Origin of the sequence: Celerinatantimonas yamalensis, assembly GCF_046054155.1 — a bacterium.
GTDB lineage: Bacteria > Pseudomonadota > Gammaproteobacteria > Enterobacterales > Celerinatantimonadaceae > Celerinatantimonas > Celerinatantimonas yamalensis.
Genome location: NZ_JBEQCT010000007.1, coordinates 1 through 20,942 on the forward strand (window position 1 = coordinate 1; position 20,942 = coordinate 20,942).

A 20,942-nucleotide genomic window follows, 5' to 3' on the forward strand; every position below is an offset into this window, starting at 1 on the left:
GTGTTAGTCACTTACAAAATGATGATTTTTCTTAATACTTTGCGAATCATCTTCTGCGAGTGCCCACACAGATTGCTTGATAAATTGTTAAAGAACGTTGCCTCATTGAGCGTTATAACTCGTTGAAGCGGATGCGAATCTTACGCACCAGGGGAAACGATGTCAACGATTATTTATCGTTTTTTGTTTCCCGTTCATCCGGTTAAACCGTCTGAACCCTGAGTGGCTGTCGCTGTGAAGCGGTGTGCCGTCTCAGTGGTTGCGCATTATAGGGATAGCTCGGTTTTACGCAAGTGCTTTTTGCAATAATTTTGAAACTTTTTTAAACTCACAGCTAAAAAACAAGATAACCACAGAGTTATCCACAAAACTAAAAATCTGTCGGCTAAGATGGCGAAATATTGACTATTTTTGTGCTACATTGAAAGTTTAGCCTTCTAGTAATGTTTCTTTTACGATTATCTAGGCATGGGTTAGAATATTTTCCTTGGAAATGCACAATCAAACTTCGAAATGGATTCTTCTTTAATTAGTGGTTGATTATGAAAACATCTTTATCTGTATCTATTGTTTTAACTATCGCTTGCGCAGTTGTATTAGCGATTATCACGGCTTTAACTAAGGCCAATCTTTCAGTGCCAATGGCTATTAGTATTGGCAGTATCATAACGGGTTTAGTGGTTACTTTTGCCAAACCCTCTTCATCGACACCGTTACAACCTACTGCAGATGATGTGTTAGAGGAAACACAGACACTCTATGTAGGCAACCTGCCTTATCGAGCCAACGAAACTGCTGTTCGTGAACTCTTTGCTCAATATGGTCATGTCGTCTCAGTACGGTTGCTCAAGGATAAGCATACAGGCAAACGTCGAGGATTTGGCTTTGTCGAAATGAGCCAATCAGGCGCACTACAAGCCCAACAAGCGCTTAATGACCAAGAATTCCAGCAGCGCACGCTGAAGGTTCGTCCTGCCAATGAGCGTAAAGACGGTCAGGAAGACGAGTGAACTGACTAAACCGAAACTGTTCAAATGATGCCCGCAGTTGTTCACTGTGGGCATTTTTTTTGGTGTAATAGGCTTCGCGAGTACTGGACTGACAACCCGCTGTATGCAGCTTTAAGAGCTGCAACACTCGCAGAGCAACCGCTTGGCCCGAATCAACTAAGTACACCGAGTTACCCAATACCTGTTGTAACGCATCTCTTATCAAAGGGAAATGGGTACATCCTAAGATGACAGTATCAGGTTGCCTAGCTCCCAGGGTAAGCCACGGTAAAAGGATTGACTCAAGCTGTGTAGCACTGATCAGATCGCCGGCTAAATGCTGTTCAGCCAGTTGGACTAAATGACTTGACCCTAGTCGTAGCACCTCACAGTCAGGAGCAAAACGAGTAATAAGCTGGTCAGTATAACGCCGTTTAACTGTCGCAGGTGTGGCCAACAAACCAATCACTTTATTGATTGAACGCTGCGCGGCAGGTTTAATCGCAGGGACAACCCCGACCACTGGAATAGCCAAATAACGACGCAAAGGTTCAAGCACAATAGTACTGGCCGTATTACAAGCGACAACTAACAAATCAGGATGATGGTATTGGCAAAAAGGGACAAGCAGTGAAAGAACGCGCTGACACAATACCTCTTCACTGAGCTCGCCATAGGGGAAAAGCGCATTATCAAATAGATAGCTGAGTTGATAGTGGTTAATGTACTGATCCAGTTCACGCACAATTGATAAACCACCCACACCCGAATCAAAAACCACGATATGCGCTGACATGAGCCTCATCTAACCTGAATTCATTGTAAGGGCTATAAGTTTACGCTGGAAAAGCACTCAGCGACAAACCCTTTGTATCACCTATATAGAATAGAGTGAGACAAAAACTGAACTGGAAAAATCGATATAGCCAAACATGGTATAGCTGAAAATAGCAGGCCAGTCGCCATTTCATAATATGTGTAAAAGAAAGCCAAATAAACTCAGCCATGGCGATTGATTTGAAATAGCAAGTCTGAAATAGCAAGTCACTGGCGTTGAGCCTGACTATTTTTAGTGATACTCATCAGACTGGCAAATTCTGATGAATTACATTGCTAGCCTCTCAGAAAAGGCCAAAAGCCCAACTCTCATGTCTAATATAGGGAGTATCGATCCGCTGTAACCTTTGCCTTACTATCTATTGCTATCTCTATTGTATCGACAAGATAATAGGCAATACCACACCAGCGTAACGTCCACGAAATAGTGATTGAACACACTTGAAGAGCCCCGATAAGTTCAAAATCAATATATCGGAGCATTCATCGACACTAAAAGTCGTATTGTGCGGTTAGATCAGCCTGTAGACCACTAGCCATATATTGATAAGTGGTTTGATAATGTCGATCAAGCAAGTTCGCCGCTGATACAGCGAGTTTCAATGATGGTGTCAGTTGGTACCCTGCGGCAACATCCACAGTCCAATAGCTGGGTAACCGCTGAGTCGAGCTTGCAAATCGATGGCCATTCCAGTGAATACCCGTATGCACATTCAACTTAGGTGTCAGCGACCAATCGGCCAGCCACTTCGCATTATTCCATGGGCGGTAAGTCAGCACTTTATGGGTACGCGTATTTTGGCTATCCATATAAGTATAGCTTAACTGCTGATGAATAGGACCAAGAGCAAATTTTACAATCATCTCACTGCCGGTAATTCGTGCTTGGCTGATATTATCGGATGTTGAAAAGTCAGGAGTGATTTCAATTAAATCGCGGTACTGTGTACGGTAAATATTCCACTCATAGTGTACACGCCCTAACGTCCCTTTTAACCCTAGCTCGATATTTTTCGATTTTTCCGGTTTGAGGTTTGGATTACCTTGATAGCCAAAGTTCAATGGTGAAAAGAGATCGTTAAATGAGGGCGCGTGAAACGCGGTAGCATAACTCAACTTAATCTGTTGACGCGGCAAATATTGCCATCCTCCGGCAAAAGAGTAATTGGTATTATTCCCATAACGCTGGTTATGATCTTGGCGCAGACTTGCATCGAGCTGATATGCTCCCATCCGATAGCCCACGCTAGAGTAGCCGCCGATGTTATAACGTTTGGTTTGATTAAAATCGACGCTCGATTTACTCAGATTAACTTGCCTTGAATCAAGACCCGCATCCACTTGCCAACGTTCATTCAATTGCCAGCTGTTAAGCCAACTTGCAGCATAACGCTGCGTGACATAACGCGAGTATGACGAGCTCATCGAGCGAGAGTCATCAACGTTGTAATTCATATTCCAATGCGAACTATAATGGTCGATGTCATAATTTAAGGTACCGCTATAAAACTGCTGAATCAGAGTTTTTTGCGCTTCAGCTGCTACACCATAGCCATTATATTGGCTATGGCCACGATTAATGATCGCCTCACCATCAGCAGACCAGCTTGAATTCAGTGCATGGCTGAGCGTAAATAGTGCTTGCCGATTGCTATAACCATAGTTATGCGCAGGGGTGGAATCAGGTTTAAAGTTATAACCGGTACTCCCTTTAGCACTGATGTTGGCTTGAAACTGTGTTTGTTCCCCAAGTGAATGAACAAAGCGCCAGCCACTTTGCCAATAGTCATGTTGCCCGACCCCGACGATCAAGCGATTCACCTGCTCTGCATAACTTGGCTTAGTAATAATATTCACCACGCCATTCATAGCATCAGCACCATATTGGGCCGCTCTTGGACCGCGGATAATCTCAATCCGCTCTACCATACTCGCGGGTAAAAAGTCCAATGAGCCGCTCCCAGTACTGGCCGACATGGCTCGCATGCCATCAATGAGTATTAACGTTTGTTTACTGGTGCCACCGCGAATCGAAATAGAACTCGGTTGGCCAATCCCCCCATTCGCGCGAACATCAACGCCGGGTTGCATCGCTAAAACATCGGTAATCGATTTAGCTTGCATCTGCGCGATTTGTTTGGCACTAATAATTGTGTAGGGGGCTAAAATATCACTCGTCGATTGCGGCATTCGATTCGCGGTGACAATTAAGTTAGGTTGTTGTGAGTCAGCTCTCGCAGCTTGGCCACTTGCAGCAAGTGGTAGCAATAAATAGACAGTCCAATTGAGTTTCATGATTATCCTAAAGAACGCGTTAGTTATGCAAATGAAGAATTAATATATGAGGCAGGTATTCGGACTTCGACGCTACATCGTTGTGTAGCTGGCTCGCCTTCCCGTGATAACACAGTGGCTGCTGAGCCTCTTTAGAACATTTTCTAAATATCGTTACCGCTGCGCGACAGCTCTGGATTTCCACCAGATTCCCTTTTAAATAGTGCTAACTATCACCTCAGTGCATGTGGATTATACGCAACATCAATTATGAAAAAAGCATCTTTTTCCCCCTTGTGCTAAGCTGGCGCTAGCCTAAAATGGCGCGTTTATTCGATTAATGTAGTCAAGAGGGTATTTATGGCTGAGATCGCCTACCATCCGCAACAATATCAAACCCAATTAGCCGAAAAAGTGACCCGTATTCGTCAACAATTTGCGCCATTAACCGAATCAATCCCCCTGATTGGTGAATCGGCCCCGAAGCATTACCGAATGCGCGCAGAATTTCGAGTATGGCATGACGGTGAAGAGCTGTACTACATCATGTTTGATCCTGCCACCAAAGCCAAAATCCGCATTGATGAATTTCCACCAGCCAGTGTATTGATCAATACATTGATGCCAACGCTGATAAGCGAATTAAAAAACAATATGTTGCTGCGCCACAAATTGTTTCAAGTCGATTTTCTCTCTACTCAAAGTGGGCAAGCCGTGATTAGCTTGTTATATCACAAACGCTTGGATGAGCACTGGCAAGAACAAGCTCGACAACTTTGTGAGCGCCTGCGCCAGCAATTTGATGTTCATTTGATCGGTCGCGCTCGCAAACAAAAAATCTTGCTCGATCATGATTTTGCAGTTGAAACGTTGCAAGTCAACGACAAGCCTATCCATTATAAACAGGTCGAAAACAGCTTTACCCAACCCAATGCTGGCATCAACCAACAAATGCTTGAATGGGCCCTCTCTGTCACCAATGCACAGCAGGGCGATCTGCTGGAGCTCTACTGTGGTAATGGCAACTTTTCATTGGCCCTAGCACAAAATTTTAAGCGCGTACTAGCGACCGAAATTGCCAAACCATCCGTTGATTCGGCGCAGTACAATATCGCCATCAACCAGATTGATAACGTCAAAATTTTGCGCATGTCTGCTGAAGAGTTTACCGAAGCGATGAATGGCCGCAGCTTTCAGCGCCTAACACAAGCCGACGTTAATTTAGATGACTATCAATGTGACACCATTTTTGTTGATCCCCCGCGTGCAGGTCTTGATGAAGCAACATTAGAAATGGTTAGTACATATGCCAATATTTTGTATATCTCATGCAATCCTAGCACCTTACTCGATAACTTACAGAGATTGAACAGCACACACGTCATCGAAAAATGGGCTATTTTTGATCAGTTCCCCTACACTGACCATGCCGAAGTTGGCGTCTGGTTAACGCCTCGCTAATTGGTGCGGATCATTGGCGGCTAAACCACTTTAGTTTAACCGCCAACCAAATCAAGATGGCCAAACACAATAGAACAGGGAGGAAATTACTCCCAAGTTCAGGATGTTGGACGCGTAATATAACTGAGTAAAGCAGCGCACCAAGTACCAAGCAAACGGCGGCATAAATGGGAATATAGTGAATACCATCGCCATTGATAGCACAGGGATAAAGCAGCCAAGCGGCTAAACCAAGTACTAACCATGGAAAAACTGACAGAGGAACCACAGTCAGTGTAACCATCGATAAACAGGCATGGCCGCTTAAACCAATCAGCGCAGCGAGCCCCATCACTTGATAGGATGCCTTCATTTGAGCTCCTCAACATTCATTTCGGTGACGTCACACATTCAACAAATACCATACGCAGATCAAATATATCTCAGGAGAGCTTATGAATTCCCCCTTGGCTGCCGTCGGCACATTGCTAGTAAACCCTCAAGGTGAAATTTTGCTGGGAAAACGCAGCAATACCCATGCCCCTTTTTGGGCATTACCAGGCGGTAAAATGGCCCTTGGCGAAACATTCGAACAAACTGCCAGCCGAGAGCTGTTTGAAGAAACAGCTATCAGTATCCAACATTGGCAACTGATTGGGCTGACTAATAATATAGCAACCTATCGAAGCGAAGGACTGCACTTTATTGTCGCTATTTTAACCGCCACGAATGTCACCCAGCAACCCAAACTCTGTGAGCCACATCGTTGTAAGCAATGGCAGTGGTTTAAACCATCCCAGCTGCCAGAGCCATTATTTGAAGGGACTGAGCAAGCCATTTACAACTGGCTAAGCCGTCAATTTTATCAATCTTAAGTTAAACGCTGACACAACGTCACTAAATCACTTTGAATAGCGCCCGCGGTGACTTCTCGACCCGCACCGGGCCCTTGAATGACCAACGGGTTTTGCTGATACCACTCAGAGCGAATGGCAAACACGTTATCACAAGGACATAAATTGGCAAACGGGTGCTCGATAGGTAACATTTCAACCCCCACTTTAGCCTGTCCATTGGCATTAAAGCGCGCGATATAGCGAAGCACTAACCCCTGTTGCTGGGCAGTTTGTAACGCTTGGTTCATTGCTTCATCAAGTGCATTTAAGTGCATCATAAAATCAGTGATCGATAACAAGGCCAATGATGCAGGAACCAATGACTGCAGCTCAATCTGCCGTGCCTCTAACGCATACCCAGCTTCTCTGGCAAGGATCAACAACTTACGCTGCACATCTTGACCCGATAAATCTTCACGCGGATCAGGCTCTGTTAGCCCTTGCTGCCAAGCTTGATTGAGCAGCTGTGAAAAGGGCTGGGAACCATCAAATTGTTGAAACAACCAGCTGAGAGTTCCAGAGAAAATGCCGCTGATTTCTTGAATATGATCACCTGCATCACGCAGCATATTGATGCTAGATTGAATCGGCAATCCAGCACCAACGGTTGCGTTGTATAACCAGCGCCCACCATGATCGGCAAATGCTTGCTGAACCTGTCGATAAAATGCGCCATCTGCTGAGCCAGCATACTTATTAGCGCTAATCAGGTGGAGTCCTAATCGCGCTACATGGGGATAGTAGTAACTAATCGATTCACTGGCAGTCATATCAATGGCGATCATCTCATCAAAAGGATGTTCAGCTAAGCGCTCTAAAAGCTCTGACCAAACGACCGGCTTACTTTGAAAGGAGTGAAGCACCTGAGTAGGATCTAGCCCATGAAAATCGACCACACCACCGTCACGGCCAAATACGCCGGCAAGCACTAAGCGTAAGTTATAACGCCGTTCCAGTTCAGCCCGTTCATGAGCAAATAGCCGTAGCCATTGCTGACCAATATTGCCTTTACCAAACACCATTAAACCCATTCTTCGCGGCTGGATAAATAACGCTTGATGAAGTTCATTAAGTAACGGTTCCAAAGTCGTTTTTGGCAAAACAGCAATTAAGCTGCCATGTGCAGGGCCTTGCTGAATAAAAGCAACGGGTTGGCGTGCGAGTAACCGATAAAATTGACCGCTGTGGTTGGCATGTTCACTCACCCCTCGGCCGACCAAAGCCAACAGGCTATAACCGCGCGCCCCTTCAACACTAAATTGATGCGCGCTCGCCCATTGGTTGACGATCAAACGCGCCTGCTCAAAAAGCTCACAAGTATAGGCAAGGCGCAGCATATGGCAGTCACGGCGCTGCTGCCATGTTAGTGGGGTAATTTGCTGCTGTTGCAAAAAATGGAGTAGCGACTGTACACTTTTAGGCAAGCCATCAAAAGTAATGTCAATCAGGCACACCTCATCTAAGGTTGAAACAATGCGCGCCCCACTTGAGCCTTGCGTCTGACGCAATATCTGTGTACTCCCCTCTTCGGGTGTATAGCTACTGCGCAGGGTTAACTGCTGCGCTGAACGCGCGAGAGGTTCTAACGAGCGCGCATGCAGAACACTGGCTCCAATGCGCGACAGTTCACACGCCTCTGTTAATGCTAATTTGTTGAGTAGTTTAGCTTCTCGAACTTTACGTGGATCAGCGCTATAGATCCCAGCAACATCACTCCAGATCGTAGTGTGCACCGCATCAGCTAACGCCGCTATTTCAGTCGCCGAGTAATCACTACCATTACGCCCTAACGTAATGGTTTGACCGTCAAAATCACGAGCGATAAAACCGGTTACAACCAGGCGTAAAGTCGATGAATATTGAGCGAGTTGCTGAGCAAATAATGGCTGACTCGCTTGAAAGTCTACTTGAGGCTGAGCTGAAGCAGGGGCTCTTAAAAAATCACGTGAATCCAACCAGTCACTGGCTAACTCTGATTGATTCAATAACGAACTTAATAAACGCGCCGACCAGCGCTCACCAAAAGAGAGCACTTCATGGCGAATGGGTAACTCGCAGGCCTGTGTTAATAAACGGGTAATCGCTAATTTATCCTGCTCAAGCATCTCGGATAAATGCTTAGCACTCTGGCCGGTGAGCAATTCAGCAATCAGTTCGTGGTGGTAACTAATTAATGATTCGAGAACTCGAGCGGCAGCCGAATTGAGCGGCTCATACCGATCGAGAACCTCCAGTAATCGATTGGTGGTTTTACCCGGCGCCGAAACAACGATTAGATCGCCGGCTTGACTATATTTGCCAAGAATATCAACCACGCGCTGAAAACAGCTAGCATCGGCCAGTGAAGACCCGCCAAACTTATGCACGTGTCGCTGAATTTTACTCATTGCGCGTTCCTATAACGCTAAGAGCTTGAGTTAAATCAGCAACTAAATCACGGCTATCTTCTAGCCCCACCGAAATTCGAAACAACTCTGGCGTAATGCCAGCCTCAAGCTGCGCTGCGGCCGACATTCCGGCATGCGTCATGGTTGCCGGATGGGCAATCAAACTTTCTACGCCGCCAAGTGATTCAGCTAAACAAAATAATTGTAGTTTTTCAATAAATTCAATCCGCTGCGACTTATCAGCATCGAGCTCAAAACTTAACATAGCGCCAAATCCAGATTGTTGACATTTGGCTAAATCATGCTGTGGATGGGTACTAAGACCTGGATAATAAACATGTTTGATCTGTGATTGAGTGGCTAAAAAATTAGCAACAACGGCGGCATTTTCCTGATGCGTACGCATCCTAGGCCCAAGTGTACGCAGCCCTCGAAGGGTTAAATAACTGTCAAATGCCGAGCCTGTTTGTCCCTGACAGTTAGCCCACCATGCCAGCTTTTCATGTAGCTCAACGGTTTTGCTAATGACTGCGCCGATCACCACATCAGAGTGACCATTAATATATTTGGTTGCCGAATGCACCACGATATCCGCACCTAAATATAACGGTTGTTGCAGCGCAGGCGATAAGAAGGTGTTGTCTACGGCGACCAGTGTGCCATGAGACTTCGCTTGCTCTGCTATTTTTTTAATATCAACTAAGCGCAGCAGTGGGTTACTCGGTGTTTCCAGCCAGATTAACTTAGCGCCGCGAGCAAATGCTTGACCCAACGCATCTTCATCATTTTGATCGACAAAGATAACTTCAAACAGTCCGCGAGCGCTGAGTGAGTCAAATAATCGATAACTTCCCCCATAGCAATCATGCGGCGCAATTAAAATATCCCCAGGGTTGAGTAACGCACAGACCAGATGCACGGCTGCCATACCTGTATTGGTAATAACCGCCCCTGCCCCACCTTCAAGTTCCGCTAGCGCTTGGGCGAGCAAGTTGCGCGTTGGATTGGCACTGCGACTATAGTCATAGTCGCCCTTTCTATCATATCCAAGAAAACTATAATTGGTCGACAGATAGATGGGCGGAACCACTGCGCCGTGTGTGGTATCAGTTTCGATCCCGGTCCGCACGGCTATGGTGTTGATCTGACGTTTACTCATGGGCTTCTCATTATGGACAATTGCGCGACTTTGAGCTAGGTTACAACCCCACAATAAAGACGTCAACACTTCTAGACGTCTAAAGCTCCTGCCGTACAGATTGTCTTCTCTGATTAGACTGGGTACAATTACCCCTAACATTAGTCACATTATTAAGCTTATGGCAACTGAATGGAATGGCGAGTGGATCAGCCCTTACGCTGAACACGGCAAAAAAAATGAGCAAGTCAAAAAGATCACAGTATCTATTCCGCTAAAGGTTTTGAAAATTCTGACCGATGAGCGAACTCGCCGGCAGGTTAAAAACTTGCGCCACGCAACCAATAGTGAACTGTTGTGTGAAGCATTTTTACATGCCTACACAGGGCAACCGCTGCCTACTGACGATGACTTAAGTAAAGATAAAAACCAACCCGTTCCTGACAGCGCACTCGCCTTAATGCGAGAGTTAGGGGTTGAACCGAACGACGACGAATAACGAATAGTGACTGCTTAATTTGTCGATGAGGATTTTGCCCCCATCGACAAAGCTCGCTACAATCAACCACAATTTCCTTCACCATGAGATCTGTGTTTGATGAGCATAGTTATTGATCGCCAAATTGCCGACGAACTTGCGGTAAAAACAGAGCAAGTTCGCGCGACGGTTGCCCTACTTGATGAAGGCGCAACCGTTCCATTTATTGCCCGTTATCGTAAAGAAGTGACTGGTGGCTTGGATGACACCCAATTACGCACCTTGTTTACTCGATTAAGCTATCTGCGGGAGCTTCATCAGCGCCGTGACTCGATCCTTGACAGCATCGAATCTCAAGGAAAACTCACCGAAACACTGCGCCAGCAAATTTTTGAAGCCACCAGCAAAACCATTCTTGAAGATCTCTATCTGCCCTATAAACCCAAACGCCGAACTAAAGGTGAGATTGCCAAAGAAGCAGGTCTTGAGCCTTTAGCCAACACATTGTTTGATGATCCCAATCAGGACCCCACGATCTTAAGTGAGCGCTACCTGAATATTGAGGCAGGATTTAATGACTCCAAAGCAGTGCTCGATGGCGCCCGTGCTATTTTGATGGAACGATTTGCCGAAGATGCGAGCTTAATTGGTCAACTACGCACGCATCTGTTGGATGAATCACAGTTGGTGTCACGTGTCATTGCCGGACAAGAACAAGCGGGGCAAAAATTTCGGGATTATTTTGACTATCAAGAAGCCCTTAAACAGGTTCCATCACACCGCGCGCTAGCAATGTTACGTGGACGTAATGATGGTATTTTGCAACTGGCTTTACAATGGGGCGATATTGAAGCACCAAGATCTCCCGCGCAATCATTGATCGCCAGCCATTTTGGCCTCAGCGATCAAGGTCGTGCGGCGGATACTTGGCTACAGAGCGTGGTACAGTGGACTTGGCGAGTTAAATTAAGCTTATCACTGGAAAATGAACTACTCAGTCAACTGCGCGAGCGCGCGGATAGTGATGCGATTACGGTATTTGCAGACAATCTCAAAGATCTGCTGATGGCTGCACCAGCAGGTCCTCGCGTCACACTCGCCCTTGATCCAGGGCTTCGCACTGGCGTTAAAGTCGCCGTCATCGATGACACCGGGAAAATCCTTACCACCGATACCATTTATCCGCACGCTCCGCACAAACGCTGGGATCAGTCTTTGCAAACGCTAGCCAAACTGTGCCGCGACAGTCAAGTCAACTTGGTCAGTATTGGCAACGGAACCGCCTCGCGGGAAACAGACAAACTTGTCGCCGACTTAGAAGCACACTATCCAGCGCTTAAACTGCAACGGGTGGTGGTTAGTGAAGCGGGAGCTTCGGTGTATTCCGCCTCAGAGCTTGCCTCCAGTGAAATGCCCAACCTAGACGTGTCACTGCGCGGCGCCGTCTCCATCGGCCGGCGGCTGCAAGATCCACTCGCGGAACTTGTCAAAATTGATCCAAAATCCATTGGCGTCGGTCAATATCAGCATGATGTCAGCCAAGTTGCCCTGTCGAAACGCTTAGCCGATGTGGTCGAGGATTGTGTGAATGCTGTGGGTGTCGATGTGAATATGGCATCACCAGCCTTACTTGAACATGTCTCAGGGCTCTCCAAAGCATTGGCACAAAATATTGTGCAATATCGTAATGAACATGGCGCCTTTGTCAATCGCAAAGCATTACTCAAAGTGCCGCGATTAGGCCCAAAAGCATTTGAGCAATCCGCTGGATTTTTACGCATTCGCGGCGGTGATAACCCACTGGATGCCAGCGCCGTTCACCCTGAATCATATCCTTTGGTGAAAAAACTGCTGGCTGACAGTCACCATGATATTAAGACACTGATGGGCAATAGCAGCGCACTGCGACAATTTGAAGCCCAAGCTTACGTGGACGCACAGTTTGGCTTACCCACCGTAACAGATGTGCTTGCCGAACTTGAGAAACCCGGCCGCGACCCTCGTCCTGAGTTCAAAACAGCCCATTTTAAAGAAGGCGTTGAAACCTTAAACGATCTCAAAGAAGGGATGCGCCTAGAAGGCGTGATCACCAACGTGACCAATTTTGGTGCCTTTGTCGATATAGGGGTTCATCAAGATGGTTTAGTGCATATATCATCGCTAGCCGATCATTTTGTCAAAGACCCGCGTGATGTAGTCAAAACGGGCCAAGTGGTCAGTGTCAAAGTGCTAGATGTTGACCTTGCCCGCAAACGGGTCGCGCTCACCATGCGAATGGATGAACAAACCAGTCCAAAAAGTGACGAATCGATAGCGAGTCGTACCAAGCCAAAGTCTCGTACGGCTAAAACGTCACCGCCCGCCAGCCCTGCAGGGCTCGGTGCGTTAGCTGATGCGTTTGCTAAAGCAGGATTGAAAAATCGTTAATCACTCCACAAAAGAGCAGCATAAAATGCCTGCGGTTTGTTGCAATTCAGACAAAAACCGCGGGTATGTCAATACATAAATCAGACTATTGAAACTAAAAACCAGAACTAAAAGTAATATAAAAATCTACTGTTTTTATTCACTTGTTGATATTTAAATCAGGGATAAAATAGAATAGCCTACATAGAATCAATTAAATCTTAATCTTTCATATCTAACGCGTATGCACATTGACGTTTTGATATTAAATTTCGGTTATTTTGACCCAGTTTGTTCGTGAAACGAGAAATAATATTAAATGATGCTAAATGAGTGACACTAGTTGGTGATAAAAAGAGTAACCGCGTAGCGTTTGCTCAACAGAATCACTCAGCAATGTTCTTCTGTTATTTATGAAATAATGATCAATACGTTATATATAAAATAGTCCGCTCTGCGTCCCACATACAGCTTGCCAACTCGCTACAAAGATGACGCTGAAACATTGACATGCTAAAGGCATATTTATGGAGAATGTGATGCCCTATCTATTGCTCATTTTTGCTTCAATATTTTGGGGTGGAAATTACGTGGTTGGACACATTGTCGTCAATACCATCAACCCCTACTTTTTAAGCTTGATTCGTTGGGGGTTAACGACGGTACTGATGTTTACGATTTACGCTGGTATTATAAAGAAAGAGTGGCCCCTGTTAGTCGAACATCTTTGCATGAATTCAATCTATGCGTTGCTTGGCCAAGTGATGTTCCCCCTAACGCTCTACATTGGTCTGCAGTACACCAGCTCGTTGAATGCCGCTATTTATATATCCAGCACACCCTGCTTAGTGTTATTTATTAACCGTATCTTTTTTAAAGAGAGTATCTCTTATCGCAATATTTTGGGTGTCATGGTCAGTACCGTGGGGGTACTCTATCTGGCATTTTTCAACGTCCACTCGGGTAGTCAAAATGCGTTAAGCCAATTTGGCTGGGGCGATATCATGACCATTATTTCAGCTCTTAGCTGGGCTGGTTATTGTTCGCTATTACGCTTAAAAGATAAACGTTTGACAAATACCGCGTTCGTTAGTTTTTGCTCACTCATCGGCACTATTATTTTAATCCCAATCTATCTTATCTACCTATTCTATGCAGCGGCACCCGCTATATTTGTTGCGTCCCCTTCATGGGCCGCATTTTTAGGCGTCGCCTACCTAGTGATATTCCCCTCATACCTCTCCTATGTATTTTGGAGTAAAGGCGTGGGAAGTTTAGGCACAACCCGCAGTGAAATATTTACCCATGGTATCCCACTCTCAGGAGGACTATTGGGAATTATTTTTTTGGGTGAGAAACTCCACAGTTACCACATTGTCGCGTTAATTCTAATCGTCTTTGGCATTGTATGTTGCTCTACCTATCAAAGCAAAGCTAACATCAACAGACAAAACCAGCACTCGCACCACAGCAATTAGCAGCTAAATCGTAACCGTCATCTCGGCTGGCGGGGGGATTTGATAGGAAGACTGGTAGCGGTTTGCGATCACTTGGTTGCGAAGCCGCATGGCTTTGACCTCGTCAGGGGTACTCGGAGCACCGACAGGAGCTCGATGATAATAATCTCGATCTTGATGCTGACTGGCCTTTGCTCGCGACAACAGCGCATCCAAGCTGATATTGGAGAATGGTGAGCGTTGCTGTTCATGACCATTGCCTTGTTCCGAGTTTTCTGCAGAGGATTGCTGTCGCTCTTGGCTGCCTTGGCGCTCATTAATTTGAACATTCGATTCACTACGAGCGGACTGATTCGAGTTGGATTTAATCGGTGTAAACGGCGTACGATCGTGATCGCTTGCCACTTGGCGACCATTGGCATTGGCGGCCATCTCACTGAGAGGCGCAATTTGCGGGCGTTGTTGATTATCATGGCGCGCAGCTTCAGTGGGCGGATTGACCGCCAACGGCGTAATGTTGGGTAGCGCCATATTGACATTCATCGTGAGGCATTACGCTTGAACGTCGAATAGGCTACCCACCATTTGATCATGGGTCTGAATCACTTTAGCACCAGTTTTGGCGTACAACTCACCCTGTTTTAAACCGATCATAGCATCGGTTACCGAGCCGTCGCCATTTTTTACTGGCTCATGAGCTGCAACTTTCGCCAGATCCTGACTTGAACGAGAAACCTGTTGATCCGCTTGGCGAATGATCTGCATACCAGATGCACGGGCACTTTGAACTTCCATAGGACCTCCCATTCATAAAAGTCACACTTAAATACAGTATAGATGATTGGATGGTTTTTAATCAACTTTTAAAAAATGATTCAGCGTGCTTACAAAATCATTCAGATGTGAGATGAATGGGGCATGTGACGCTTTGGCAAAAACATGTTGCTGCGCCTGAGTGAGCTGAGCATGCATTAATTGACTTTGCCGAGGCACCAGTGAATCTAAATGGCCATATAATTGTAGCCATGGCGCTTGGATCATTTGGACTTGTTCGCGTAAATCGATCTGCGCTAACCATTGCAGTCCTTGTTGTAATACGCTCAAATCCGGTAATGGACGCTGCTCAAGTTGCTTTTTAATGGTTTGAATGTCCGCTTTGGCTTGGGGACTTCCCAAGGTTTGGATCGCTAGAAACCGCTCTAGAGTTTTTTGATAATCATGTACTAAGCTGCGGGCGAATAATTCCAATACCTGCGCTTTCATCCCAGGCCAATTGGGTTGTTCAACAAACCGCGCACTACTGGCAACAGTGACCAAACGCATCACTTTTTGCGGATAACTGATTGCGACTTGCTGAGCAAGTAATCCACCTAAGCTCCAGCCTAGCCAGATCCCACGCGGCAATGAGTTGGCTAAAAGATCAACCGTCTGACGCCAATCGAGTGAGCTGCAAGGTTGACTGAAACCGTACCCGGGAAGGTCGAGCCAGTAAACCTGATAATTTTTTGATAACAAATCACTCAGTTGTGACCATACGCCACTGTTCATACCCCAACCATGGAGTAAAATAAGAGGTGTTCCAGTCCCCTTGGACTCAATATGCAACATTGTTCATTTCAATTCATTGAATAGATCATGTCACTATGGTAACTATTTGGCTAAAAGCAATACAGTCCCAATTGCAGTGCTACCCGACAATTCGACGTTGCTTGGGCTGTTTTCAGCCCATAGCACCCCAGCAGCTTTGGTGTACAAATTGCCAAACTCTTCTGCAACCTACACCGACACGACGCTGCATTCAGTGTGGTTTGGCGATTGCCTCAGGAACACACTGTGGTGAGTGCTTAAAACATCCACCCGCCTTTGATACAACTTGGGTATTGGATGACTATCGCTGGCCACTCGACCAATTGATCCGTCGCTTTAAACACCAACATCAACCATTACTCGGTGAAGGATTAGCAGCGCTATTTTTTACGCAACACCCGCTGGATAGTGCAGCCTCGGTCACTCTTTGCCCGGTACCCATGCACTGGTACAAGCGCTGGCGCCGCGGTTTTAATCAAAGTGCTATTCTCTGTGATACGCTCGCCGCTCGTTATCATTTACCGCAATGTGATCTATTTTATCGACATCGAAATAGCATCGATCTGATTGGATTATCTAAAGAGGAACGTCAGCGAGCCGTGCAACATAGTTACCAACTGCGTCATTACAGCACGTTACCTAACCATGTGATTCTTATTGATGATGTAATGACTACTGGCGCCACCTTAAACGAATTGGCTCGTCAGCTCAAACAGACAGGGGTGCACCGCGTCGACTGTTGGGTGATGGCTCGCACGCCACAGGGTTTAGCTCACGAACGAGGCTAAATGGTCTTATTAAATTAACGGTAGTTGCCGCTTGCACCACCGACCCACACAGTGTGAGTGCAACTCCAGTGGCGATAGTCGTCCATCGGCTCAAATAAAAACGCATCGTATTCTCCTTAAAATACAGTGGATGGTCGCGATACATGCAAATGATGTAACCGCCACGATGTGTAACGCTCTGCTTTTTGCTAACATCAAGCTATTGCGTATTTACGCCGCAGAGCTAGGTGTACTCAAATAGCAGAATAATCCCTTTCGTTCAGTAACCAGCTTTAGCCACTGTTGAAATTGATGCTATAGATTTAATTTTAATGAAATGATTTATCAAAAATAACAATTCAACTATTTTTGATAAAAAACATATTAGTCAACTAATCTAATCCCCTCTAAAGGGCAAGGTCATGTATTGATAAGTTCGACTAGCTTTTGAATTCCCATTCAATTTATAATAAAACCTACTAAACAAGTCAGGTATCTGAGGACGAGACAATGATTTCAATTTCAACCGAAGCACAACAACATTTCACGAAGTTGTTAGATGCTCAGCCAGAAGGCACCAGCATTCGTGTTTTTGTCATCAACCCAGGCACCCCACACGCCGAATGCGGCGTTTCCTACTGCCCTACGGACAGTGTTGAAACCGACGACATTCAGATCCCATTTGAGGGATTTAAAGCGATGGTTGATGCCGCTAGTGCACCTTTTTTAGAAGATGCAGAGATCGATTTTGTGACCGATAAAATTGGCTCACAGCTAACTCTCAAAGCACCTAACGCCAAAATGCGCAAAGTAGGCGACGACGCGCCGTTGATTGAACGTGTCGAATATGTACTTGAGAGTGAGATAAACCCTAACTTAGCGGCACATGGTGGTCGAGTAACCGTGCTAGAACTCACCGATGATGGGATTGCCATTGTTCAATTTGGTGGTGGCTGTAACGGCTGTAGCATGGTCGATGTGACCCTAAAAGAGGGGATTGAAAAACAGCTACTAGAAGCATTTCCCGATGAGCTCAAAGGGGTGCGTGATAGTACCGAGCATCAAGCTGGCGAACATTCTTATTATTAAATAAACTGTGCTGCTGCGGCACTCGTCGCAGCAACGATTAAGCGCTCGTTAAGCTAAAATACATAGTTTACGTTTATCCCGATACTCGTAACTTTAGTCTGATCTTTGTGACTAAGATTCATATATTCCACTGCCACAGCGCTATGACGAGAAACTGCTGCCTGCACGCCAAGCCCCCACGAGATATCATTGAGTGAAGCGGTGCCATGTTGACCCGACTCTTCCCCTTTGAATTTTTCCCAGGTTTTACCCACAATGGCATACGGAGTAAATAGACTTCCGGTAGGCACTCCCAATTTTAGATACGCACCATAATAACTTTGAATCGAAAGCTTCACGCCGTTAATTTCATTATCGTTAAAACTTTTACCATAACGCGCTTCCAAGGCTAAAAACGAATTAATATTGACCCCAGTCAGTAGCGTTACCGTACCAAAATTGAGCGAATCTGAACTATCTTTCAGATGTTGAGAGCTCAACTGAACCCCTACGTATGGTTGAGGCTGAATATCACTCCACGCGGCATTCGCCGCCACCGGAAAAGCCCCTAGCATAAGAGCCATAACAAATCCCTTGCGACAACTATTCATTATCTTTAATTTCCTTAATATCTTTTTATTTCAATCTGATATAACACTTTTGCAGTTATAATGACAGTATTAATATTAGATCTAAGTCCAAAGTATGCCATTGTGATCATAAACCACTACACCTATGGATTAGTTCGAGAGATTGCATCATCTACCTAGGGTGGACACATCACCAAAACAGACAACCGTCAATCAGCAATCAATAAAGAATTTCTTGAAAAACAGAGAAAAGTTCACTGAACGAAATCATCTCATAGGTTGCAACGGGGGAAGTCAGTCATCAGCAGCGTAAATGGCTAGTAATAGAGGCTCTCAATAATAGAGTGATTGACCCATGCCAGTCACTCTATATATGATTTTTATTCATCGCGCTGAGCACGCGCCAACAAGGCAACAGCAGCATCTTGGGCTGATTTACCTTGATAGAGCACTTGATACACCTGTTCGATAATGGGCATCTCAATATGGTATTGCTGGGCAAGGCGATATACTTCTTGGGTATTCCGATAGCCTTCCACCACTTGGCCTATCTGTGCCTGCGCATCAGCAATTGACAAACCACCGCCCAGTGCCAAACCAAAACGACGATTACGAGATTGATTGTCCGTACAGGTTAACACCAGATCGCCAAGACCTGCCATCCCCATAAAGGTATCAGACTGCGCCCCTAAGGCTAACCCTAAGCGCATCATTTCAGCTAAACCGCGAGTAATCAAGGCAGTGCGGGCATTCGCACCAAAACCTAAGCCATCGGCCATTCCCGCGCCGATAGCGATCACATTTTTGACCGCACCGCCAAGCTGCACACCGACCATATCACGATTGGTATAAACGCGAAAACTGCGCTCACTGTGCAATAATGCGGCCAAATCACTCACCCATTGATTGTCAGCAGATGACACTGAAATCGCCGTTGGTAAGCCCTGCGCTAACTCTTTGGCAAAGGTCGGCCCAGAAATCACCGCAAAAGTACGCTGTGGCCCTAAGATCTGAGTCGCAATATCTGAAAGTAGTTGGCCAGTATGAGGCACTAATCCTTTGGTCGCCCAAACAAGACGCGCCTGTTCACTTAATAGCGGCTTAATATCAGTTAATACATCAGCAAATGCAGAGCTTGGCACCACCACCAGCACATCCTGAGAGTGTGCCAATGTAGTCGCTAAATCATCACACAACTGTAATGTATCCGGAAATGGGCAACCGGGCAAAAACGCGTTATTTTGCCGCTCTGCGGCCAATGTCGCGACATGCTTACTCTGATGACCCCATAATATAGTTGGGTAGCCATTGCGAGCAACTGCGATAGCGAGCGCCGTTCCATAAGAACCGGCGCCTAACACAGCCAGTGGCGCATTGCGTAGCTGTTTCATATTAATGTTGGACAGTCGACGTTTCGTCTTCTTCTTCAGAAGCCTGTTCCAAATAATTAGCAAACATGGCATCAAAGTTCACGGGGGCCAAGTTCAATTGTGGGAATGAGCCACGGTTCACTAGACCTGCGACGACTTCACGAGCATACGGGAACAAAATATTGGGGCAGTACGCATTCACAGCATGAGCCAATTGCGCAGGCTCCATATTTCCTAAAGTGAAGATCCCAGCTTGTTTAACTTCACATAAGAACGCCACATTTTCTTCGTGCTTAGCGGTAACAGTCAACGTCAATACGATTTCATAAACGCTTTCACCTAATTCGGTGACATCGTTATCCAAATCAACACTGATTTCAGGGGCCCACTCTTGCTGAAAAACAGCGGGAGAATTAGGTGTTTCAAAGGAGATGTCTTTGGTGTAAATCCGCTGAATTGCAAATTCAACTTCCATATTTTCAGTATTGGCATCAGCCATAATAAAAACCCTTTATTTGAAATGGTAAGTCATCATCAGGGAAGAGCGTTGAACCACCATCCCATGCAATGATGTTGTTATTTTTTTACTAATGGTAGATTAGCACCCGTCCAAGCACCCATCCCACCTTGCAAGTAATAAACTTCTTTAAAACCTGCTTTAGTGAAAGTTCGCGCCACAGAGGAAGCTTTATTTCCCATATCACAAACAACTACAAGAGGCTGCTCTCGATATTTGTCATAAGCAGAAAGTTGATCTGCTTTTAACTGACTTTGTGGTGCATTGACTGCCCCAGCGATATGTCCTTTGCGATATTGCTCAGCAGGACGGATATCAAGCACAACTGCGTCGTGCCGGTTGATCAACTGGGTCACCTGTTGGTATGGCACCCCTTTCACACCTGATATAAGAGGCAATAGATAGCTATAAACAACCGCTACTAATAACACACCCCACATCAAGCATAACATCGGATGAAGATGGACAAACTCAATAATTTGCTGCATTCCCAACAATAATCCTTTGGTTAAACAATAACTCGCTGCTGAGTATACACCGAGCGCTTAGCAAGATCAGCCAACTCAGCGCACGAATTTAAATCAATTTTTATGTCAGTAGTACTAAATTCTGGCGATAAATTGATCTGTTTTAAAAACTGACAGGTGACGAAGCCCAAAAATGTAGTAAAATTTCATTCAAATTACGAAAAAGTTACTCGATCGAGGGCTACATCATGAGAGTGTTCATCAAAGCATGATA

Annotated in this window: 20 protein-coding genes and 1 riboswitch; of the genes, 8 read left to right on the forward strand and 12 right to left on the reverse strand. The window is 45.6% G+C overall.

Translation table 11 applies throughout. The features are described from left to right. The first annotated feature begins 542 nt into the window (after window positions 1-542). A complete protein-coding gene (locus ABUE30_RS13625) occupies window positions 543-1,010 on the forward strand; it encodes an RNA recognition motif domain-containing protein (RefSeq protein ID WP_408624368.1) in 468 nt (155 codons plus the stop codon). Here ABUE30_RS13625 and murI read toward each other — a convergent pair. Next, window positions 931-1,785: a glutamate racemase gene (murI, locus tag ABUE30_RS13630; RefSeq protein ID WP_408624369.1), complete on the reverse strand. Its 855-nt coding sequence runs from the start codon at window positions 1,783-1,785 to the stop codon at window positions 931-933. The two genes, ABUE30_RS13625 and murI, sit on opposite strands and share 80 nt — an antisense overlap. Window positions 1,786-2,318: 533 nt before the next feature. Continuing rightward, window positions 2,319-4,121 (reverse strand): TonB-dependent receptor domain-containing protein, encoded by a 1,803-nt coding sequence (locus ABUE30_RS13635; protein WP_408624371.1) that lies wholly within the window; start codon window positions 4,119-4,121, stop codon window positions 2,319-2,321. 33 nt (window positions 4,122-4,154) lie between these two features. Beyond that, window positions 4,155-4,356, reverse strand: a riboswitch (cobalamin riboswitch). Between the two features lie 104 nt (window positions 4,357-4,460). Between ABUE30_RS13635 and trmA the strand changes: the two genes are divergently transcribed. Beyond that, window positions 4,461-5,561 carry a tRNA (uridine(54)-C5)-methyltransferase TrmA gene (trmA, locus tag ABUE30_RS13640; RefSeq protein ID WP_408624372.1) on the forward strand — a complete coding sequence of 367 codons (1,101 nt, stop codon included), beginning with the start codon at window positions 4,461-4,463 and terminating at the stop codon, window positions 5,559-5,561. 10 nt (window positions 5,562-5,571) lie between these two features. Here trmA and ABUE30_RS13645 read toward each other — a convergent pair whose 3' ends face one another. Continuing rightward, window positions 5,572-5,913, reverse strand: coding sequence for a DUF1422 family protein (locus ABUE30_RS13645; protein WP_408624373.1), 342 nt, complete (start codon window positions 5,911-5,913; stop codon window positions 5,572-5,574). Between the two features lie 82 nt (window positions 5,914-5,995). Between ABUE30_RS13645 and ABUE30_RS13650 the strand changes: the two genes are divergently transcribed. Continuing rightward, entirely contained in the window at window positions 5,996-6,415 is a 420-nt protein-coding gene (locus tag ABUE30_RS13650) for a nucleotide triphosphate diphosphatase NUDT15 (protein ID WP_408624374.1), read from the forward strand. Here ABUE30_RS13650 and ABUE30_RS13655 read toward each other — a convergent pair. Further along, window positions 6,412-8,823 (reverse strand): bifunctional aspartate kinase/homoserine dehydrogenase II, encoded by a 2,412-nt coding sequence (locus ABUE30_RS13655; protein ID WP_408624375.1) that lies wholly within the window; start codon window positions 8,821-8,823, stop codon window positions 6,412-6,414. The two genes, ABUE30_RS13650 and ABUE30_RS13655, sit on opposite strands and share 4 nt — an antisense overlap. Beyond that, on the reverse strand, window positions 8,816-9,982 hold the full coding sequence (gene metB / locus ABUE30_RS13660; RefSeq protein WP_408624376.1) for a cystathionine gamma-synthase: 1,167 nt from the start codon (window positions 9,980-9,982) through the stop codon (window positions 8,816-8,818). The genes ABUE30_RS13655 and metB overlap by 8 nt, the downstream gene beginning before the upstream one ends. A gap of 160 nt (window positions 9,983-10,142) precedes the next feature. Between metB and metJ the strand changes: the two genes are divergently transcribed. The 3 genes from metJ (at window position 10,143) to ABUE30_RS13675 (ending at window position 14,323) form a co-directional block, all read left to right on the forward strand. After that, the gene (gene metJ / locus ABUE30_RS13665) at window positions 10,143-10,460 is read left to right on the forward strand and encodes a met regulon transcriptional regulator MetJ (protein WP_408624377.1); all 318 of its coding nucleotides are present in this window, start codon (window positions 10,143-10,145) and stop codon (window positions 10,458-10,460) included. Window positions 10,461-10,559: 99 nt separating this feature from the next. Then, complete coding sequence (locus ABUE30_RS13670; protein ID WP_408624378.1) at window positions 10,560-12,866, forward strand: Tex family protein; 2,307 nt, start codon at window positions 10,560-10,562, stop codon at window positions 12,864-12,866. A gap of 518 nt (window positions 12,867-13,384) precedes the next feature. Then, on the forward strand, window positions 13,385-14,323 hold the full coding sequence (locus ABUE30_RS13675) for a DMT family transporter (RefSeq protein WP_408624590.1): 939 nt from the start codon (window positions 13,385-13,387) through the stop codon (window positions 14,321-14,323). 3 nt (window positions 14,324-14,326) lie between these two features. On the opposite strand, the gene ABUE30_RS13680 is transcribed toward ABUE30_RS13675, so the two are convergent. From ABUE30_RS13680 to bioH, 3 genes are read right to left on the reverse strand one after another with little or no spacing between them, the layout of a single operon-like run. After that, window positions 14,327-14,845, reverse strand: a complete 519-nt coding sequence (locus ABUE30_RS13680; RefSeq protein WP_408624379.1) for a hypothetical protein — start codon at window positions 14,843-14,845, stop codon at window positions 14,327-14,329. A gap of 9 nt (window positions 14,846-14,854) precedes the next feature. Beyond that, entirely contained in the window at window positions 14,855-15,097 is a 243-nt protein-coding gene (locus tag ABUE30_RS13685; RefSeq protein WP_408624380.1) for a hypothetical protein, read from the reverse strand. A 57-nt stretch (window positions 15,098-15,154) separates the two neighbouring features. Then, the gene (gene bioH, locus ABUE30_RS13690) at window positions 15,155-15,910 is read right to left on the reverse strand and encodes a pimeloyl-ACP methyl ester esterase BioH (RefSeq protein ID WP_408624381.1); all 756 of its coding nucleotides are present in this window, start codon (window positions 15,908-15,910) and stop codon (window positions 15,155-15,157) included. A gap of 35 nt (window positions 15,911-15,945) precedes the next feature. Between bioH and ABUE30_RS13695 the strand changes: the two genes are divergently transcribed. Together ABUE30_RS13695 and nfuA are read left to right on the forward strand one after the other, a co-directional pair. After that, the gene (locus ABUE30_RS13695) at window positions 15,946-16,677 is read left to right on the forward strand and encodes a ComF family protein (RefSeq protein ID WP_408624382.1); all 732 of its coding nucleotides are present in this window, start codon (window positions 15,946-15,948) and stop codon (window positions 16,675-16,677) included. A 489-nt stretch (window positions 16,678-17,166) separates the two neighbouring features. After that, window positions 17,167-17,745, forward strand: coding sequence for a Fe-S biogenesis protein NfuA (gene nfuA, locus ABUE30_RS13700; protein ID WP_408624383.1), 579 nt, complete (start codon window positions 17,167-17,169; stop codon window positions 17,743-17,745). Between the two features lie 53 nt (window positions 17,746-17,798). On the opposite strand, the gene ABUE30_RS13705 is transcribed toward nfuA, so the two are convergent. The 4 genes from ABUE30_RS13705 to ABUE30_RS13720 all read right to left on the reverse strand — a co-directional run bounded on the left by ABUE30_RS13705 (window position 17,799) and on the right by ABUE30_RS13720 (window position 20,689). Next, entirely contained in the window at window positions 17,799-18,308 is a 510-nt protein-coding gene (locus tag ABUE30_RS13705; RefSeq protein WP_408624384.1) for a porin family protein, read from the reverse strand. A 386-nt stretch (window positions 18,309-18,694) separates the two neighbouring features. After that, complete coding sequence (gene gpsA / locus ABUE30_RS13710) at window positions 18,695-19,705, reverse strand: NAD(P)H-dependent glycerol-3-phosphate dehydrogenase (RefSeq protein ID WP_408624386.1); 1,011 nt, start codon at window positions 19,703-19,705, stop codon at window positions 18,695-18,697. Between the two features lies 1 nt (window position 19,706). Next, window positions 19,707-20,183, reverse strand: a complete 477-nt coding sequence (gene secB, locus ABUE30_RS13715) for a protein-export chaperone SecB (RefSeq protein WP_408624388.1) — start codon at window positions 20,181-20,183, stop codon at window positions 19,707-19,709. 77 nt (window positions 20,184-20,260) lie between these two features. Further along, complete coding sequence (locus ABUE30_RS13720; protein ID WP_408624389.1) at window positions 20,261-20,689, reverse strand: rhodanese-like domain-containing protein; 429 nt, start codon at window positions 20,687-20,689, stop codon at window positions 20,261-20,263. Window positions 20,690-20,942 lie beyond the last annotated feature (253 nt).

Coding starts and splice junctions, on each gene's coding strand:
- ABUE30_RS13625 (WP_408624368.1), top strand. CDS start 543: ATGAAAACATCTTTATCTGTATCTATTGTTTTAACTATCGCTTGCGCA.
- murI (WP_408624369.1), bottom strand. CDS start 1,785: ATGTCAGCGCATATCGTGGTTTTTGATTCGGGTGTGGGTGGTTTATCA.
- ABUE30_RS13635 (WP_408624371.1), bottom strand. CDS start 4,121: ATGAAACTCAATTGGACTGTCTATTTATTGCTACCACTTGCTGCAAGT.
- trmA (WP_408624372.1), top strand. CDS start 4,461: ATGGCTGAGATCGCCTACCATCCGCAACAATATCAAACCCAATTAGCC.
- ABUE30_RS13645 (WP_408624373.1), bottom strand. CDS start 5,913: ATGAAGGCATCCTATCAAGTGATGGGGCTCGCTGCGCTGATTGGTTTA.
- ABUE30_RS13650 (WP_408624374.1), top strand. CDS start 5,996: ATGAATTCCCCCTTGGCTGCCGTCGGCACATTGCTAGTAAACCCTCAA.
- ABUE30_RS13655 (WP_408624375.1), bottom strand. CDS start 8,823: ATGAGTAAAATTCAGCGACACGTGCATAAGTTTGGCGGGTCTTCACTG.
- metB (WP_408624376.1), bottom strand. CDS start 9,982: ATGAGTAAACGTCAGATCAACACCATAGCCGTGCGGACCGGGATCGAA.
- metJ (WP_408624377.1), top strand. CDS start 10,143: ATGGCAACTGAATGGAATGGCGAGTGGATCAGCCCTTACGCTGAACAC.
- ABUE30_RS13670 (WP_408624378.1), top strand. CDS start 10,560: ATGAGCATAGTTATTGATCGCCAAATTGCCGACGAACTTGCGGTAAAA.
- ABUE30_RS13675 (WP_408624590.1), top strand. CDS start 13,385: ATGCCCTATCTATTGCTCATTTTTGCTTCAATATTTTGGGGTGGAAAT.
- ABUE30_RS13680 (WP_408624379.1), bottom strand. CDS start 14,845: ATGAATGTCAATATGGCGCTACCCAACATTACGCCGTTGGCGGTCAAT.
- ABUE30_RS13685 (WP_408624380.1), bottom strand. CDS start 15,097: ATGGAAGTTCAAAGTGCCCGTGCATCTGGTATGCAGATCATTCGCCAA.
- bioH (WP_408624381.1), bottom strand. CDS start 15,910: ATGTTGCATATTGAGTCCAAGGGGACTGGAACACCTCTTATTTTACTC.
- ABUE30_RS13695 (WP_408624382.1), top strand. CDS start 15,946: ATGGTAACTATTTGGCTAAAAGCAATACAGTCCCAATTGCAGTGCTAC.
- nfuA (WP_408624383.1), top strand. CDS start 17,167: ATGATTTCAATTTCAACCGAAGCACAACAACATTTCACGAAGTTGTTA.
- ABUE30_RS13705 (WP_408624384.1), bottom strand. CDS start 18,308: ATGGCTCTTATGCTAGGGGCTTTTCCGGTGGCGGCGAATGCCGCGTGG.
- gpsA (WP_408624386.1), bottom strand. CDS start 19,705: ATGAAACAGCTACGCAATGCGCCACTGGCTGTGTTAGGCGCCGGTTCT.
- secB (WP_408624388.1), bottom strand. CDS start 20,183: ATGGCTGATGCCAATACTGAAAATATGGAAGTTGAATTTGCAATTCAG.
- ABUE30_RS13720 (WP_408624389.1), bottom strand. CDS start 20,689: ATGCAGCAAATTATTGAGTTTGTCCATCTTCATCCGATGTTATGCTTG.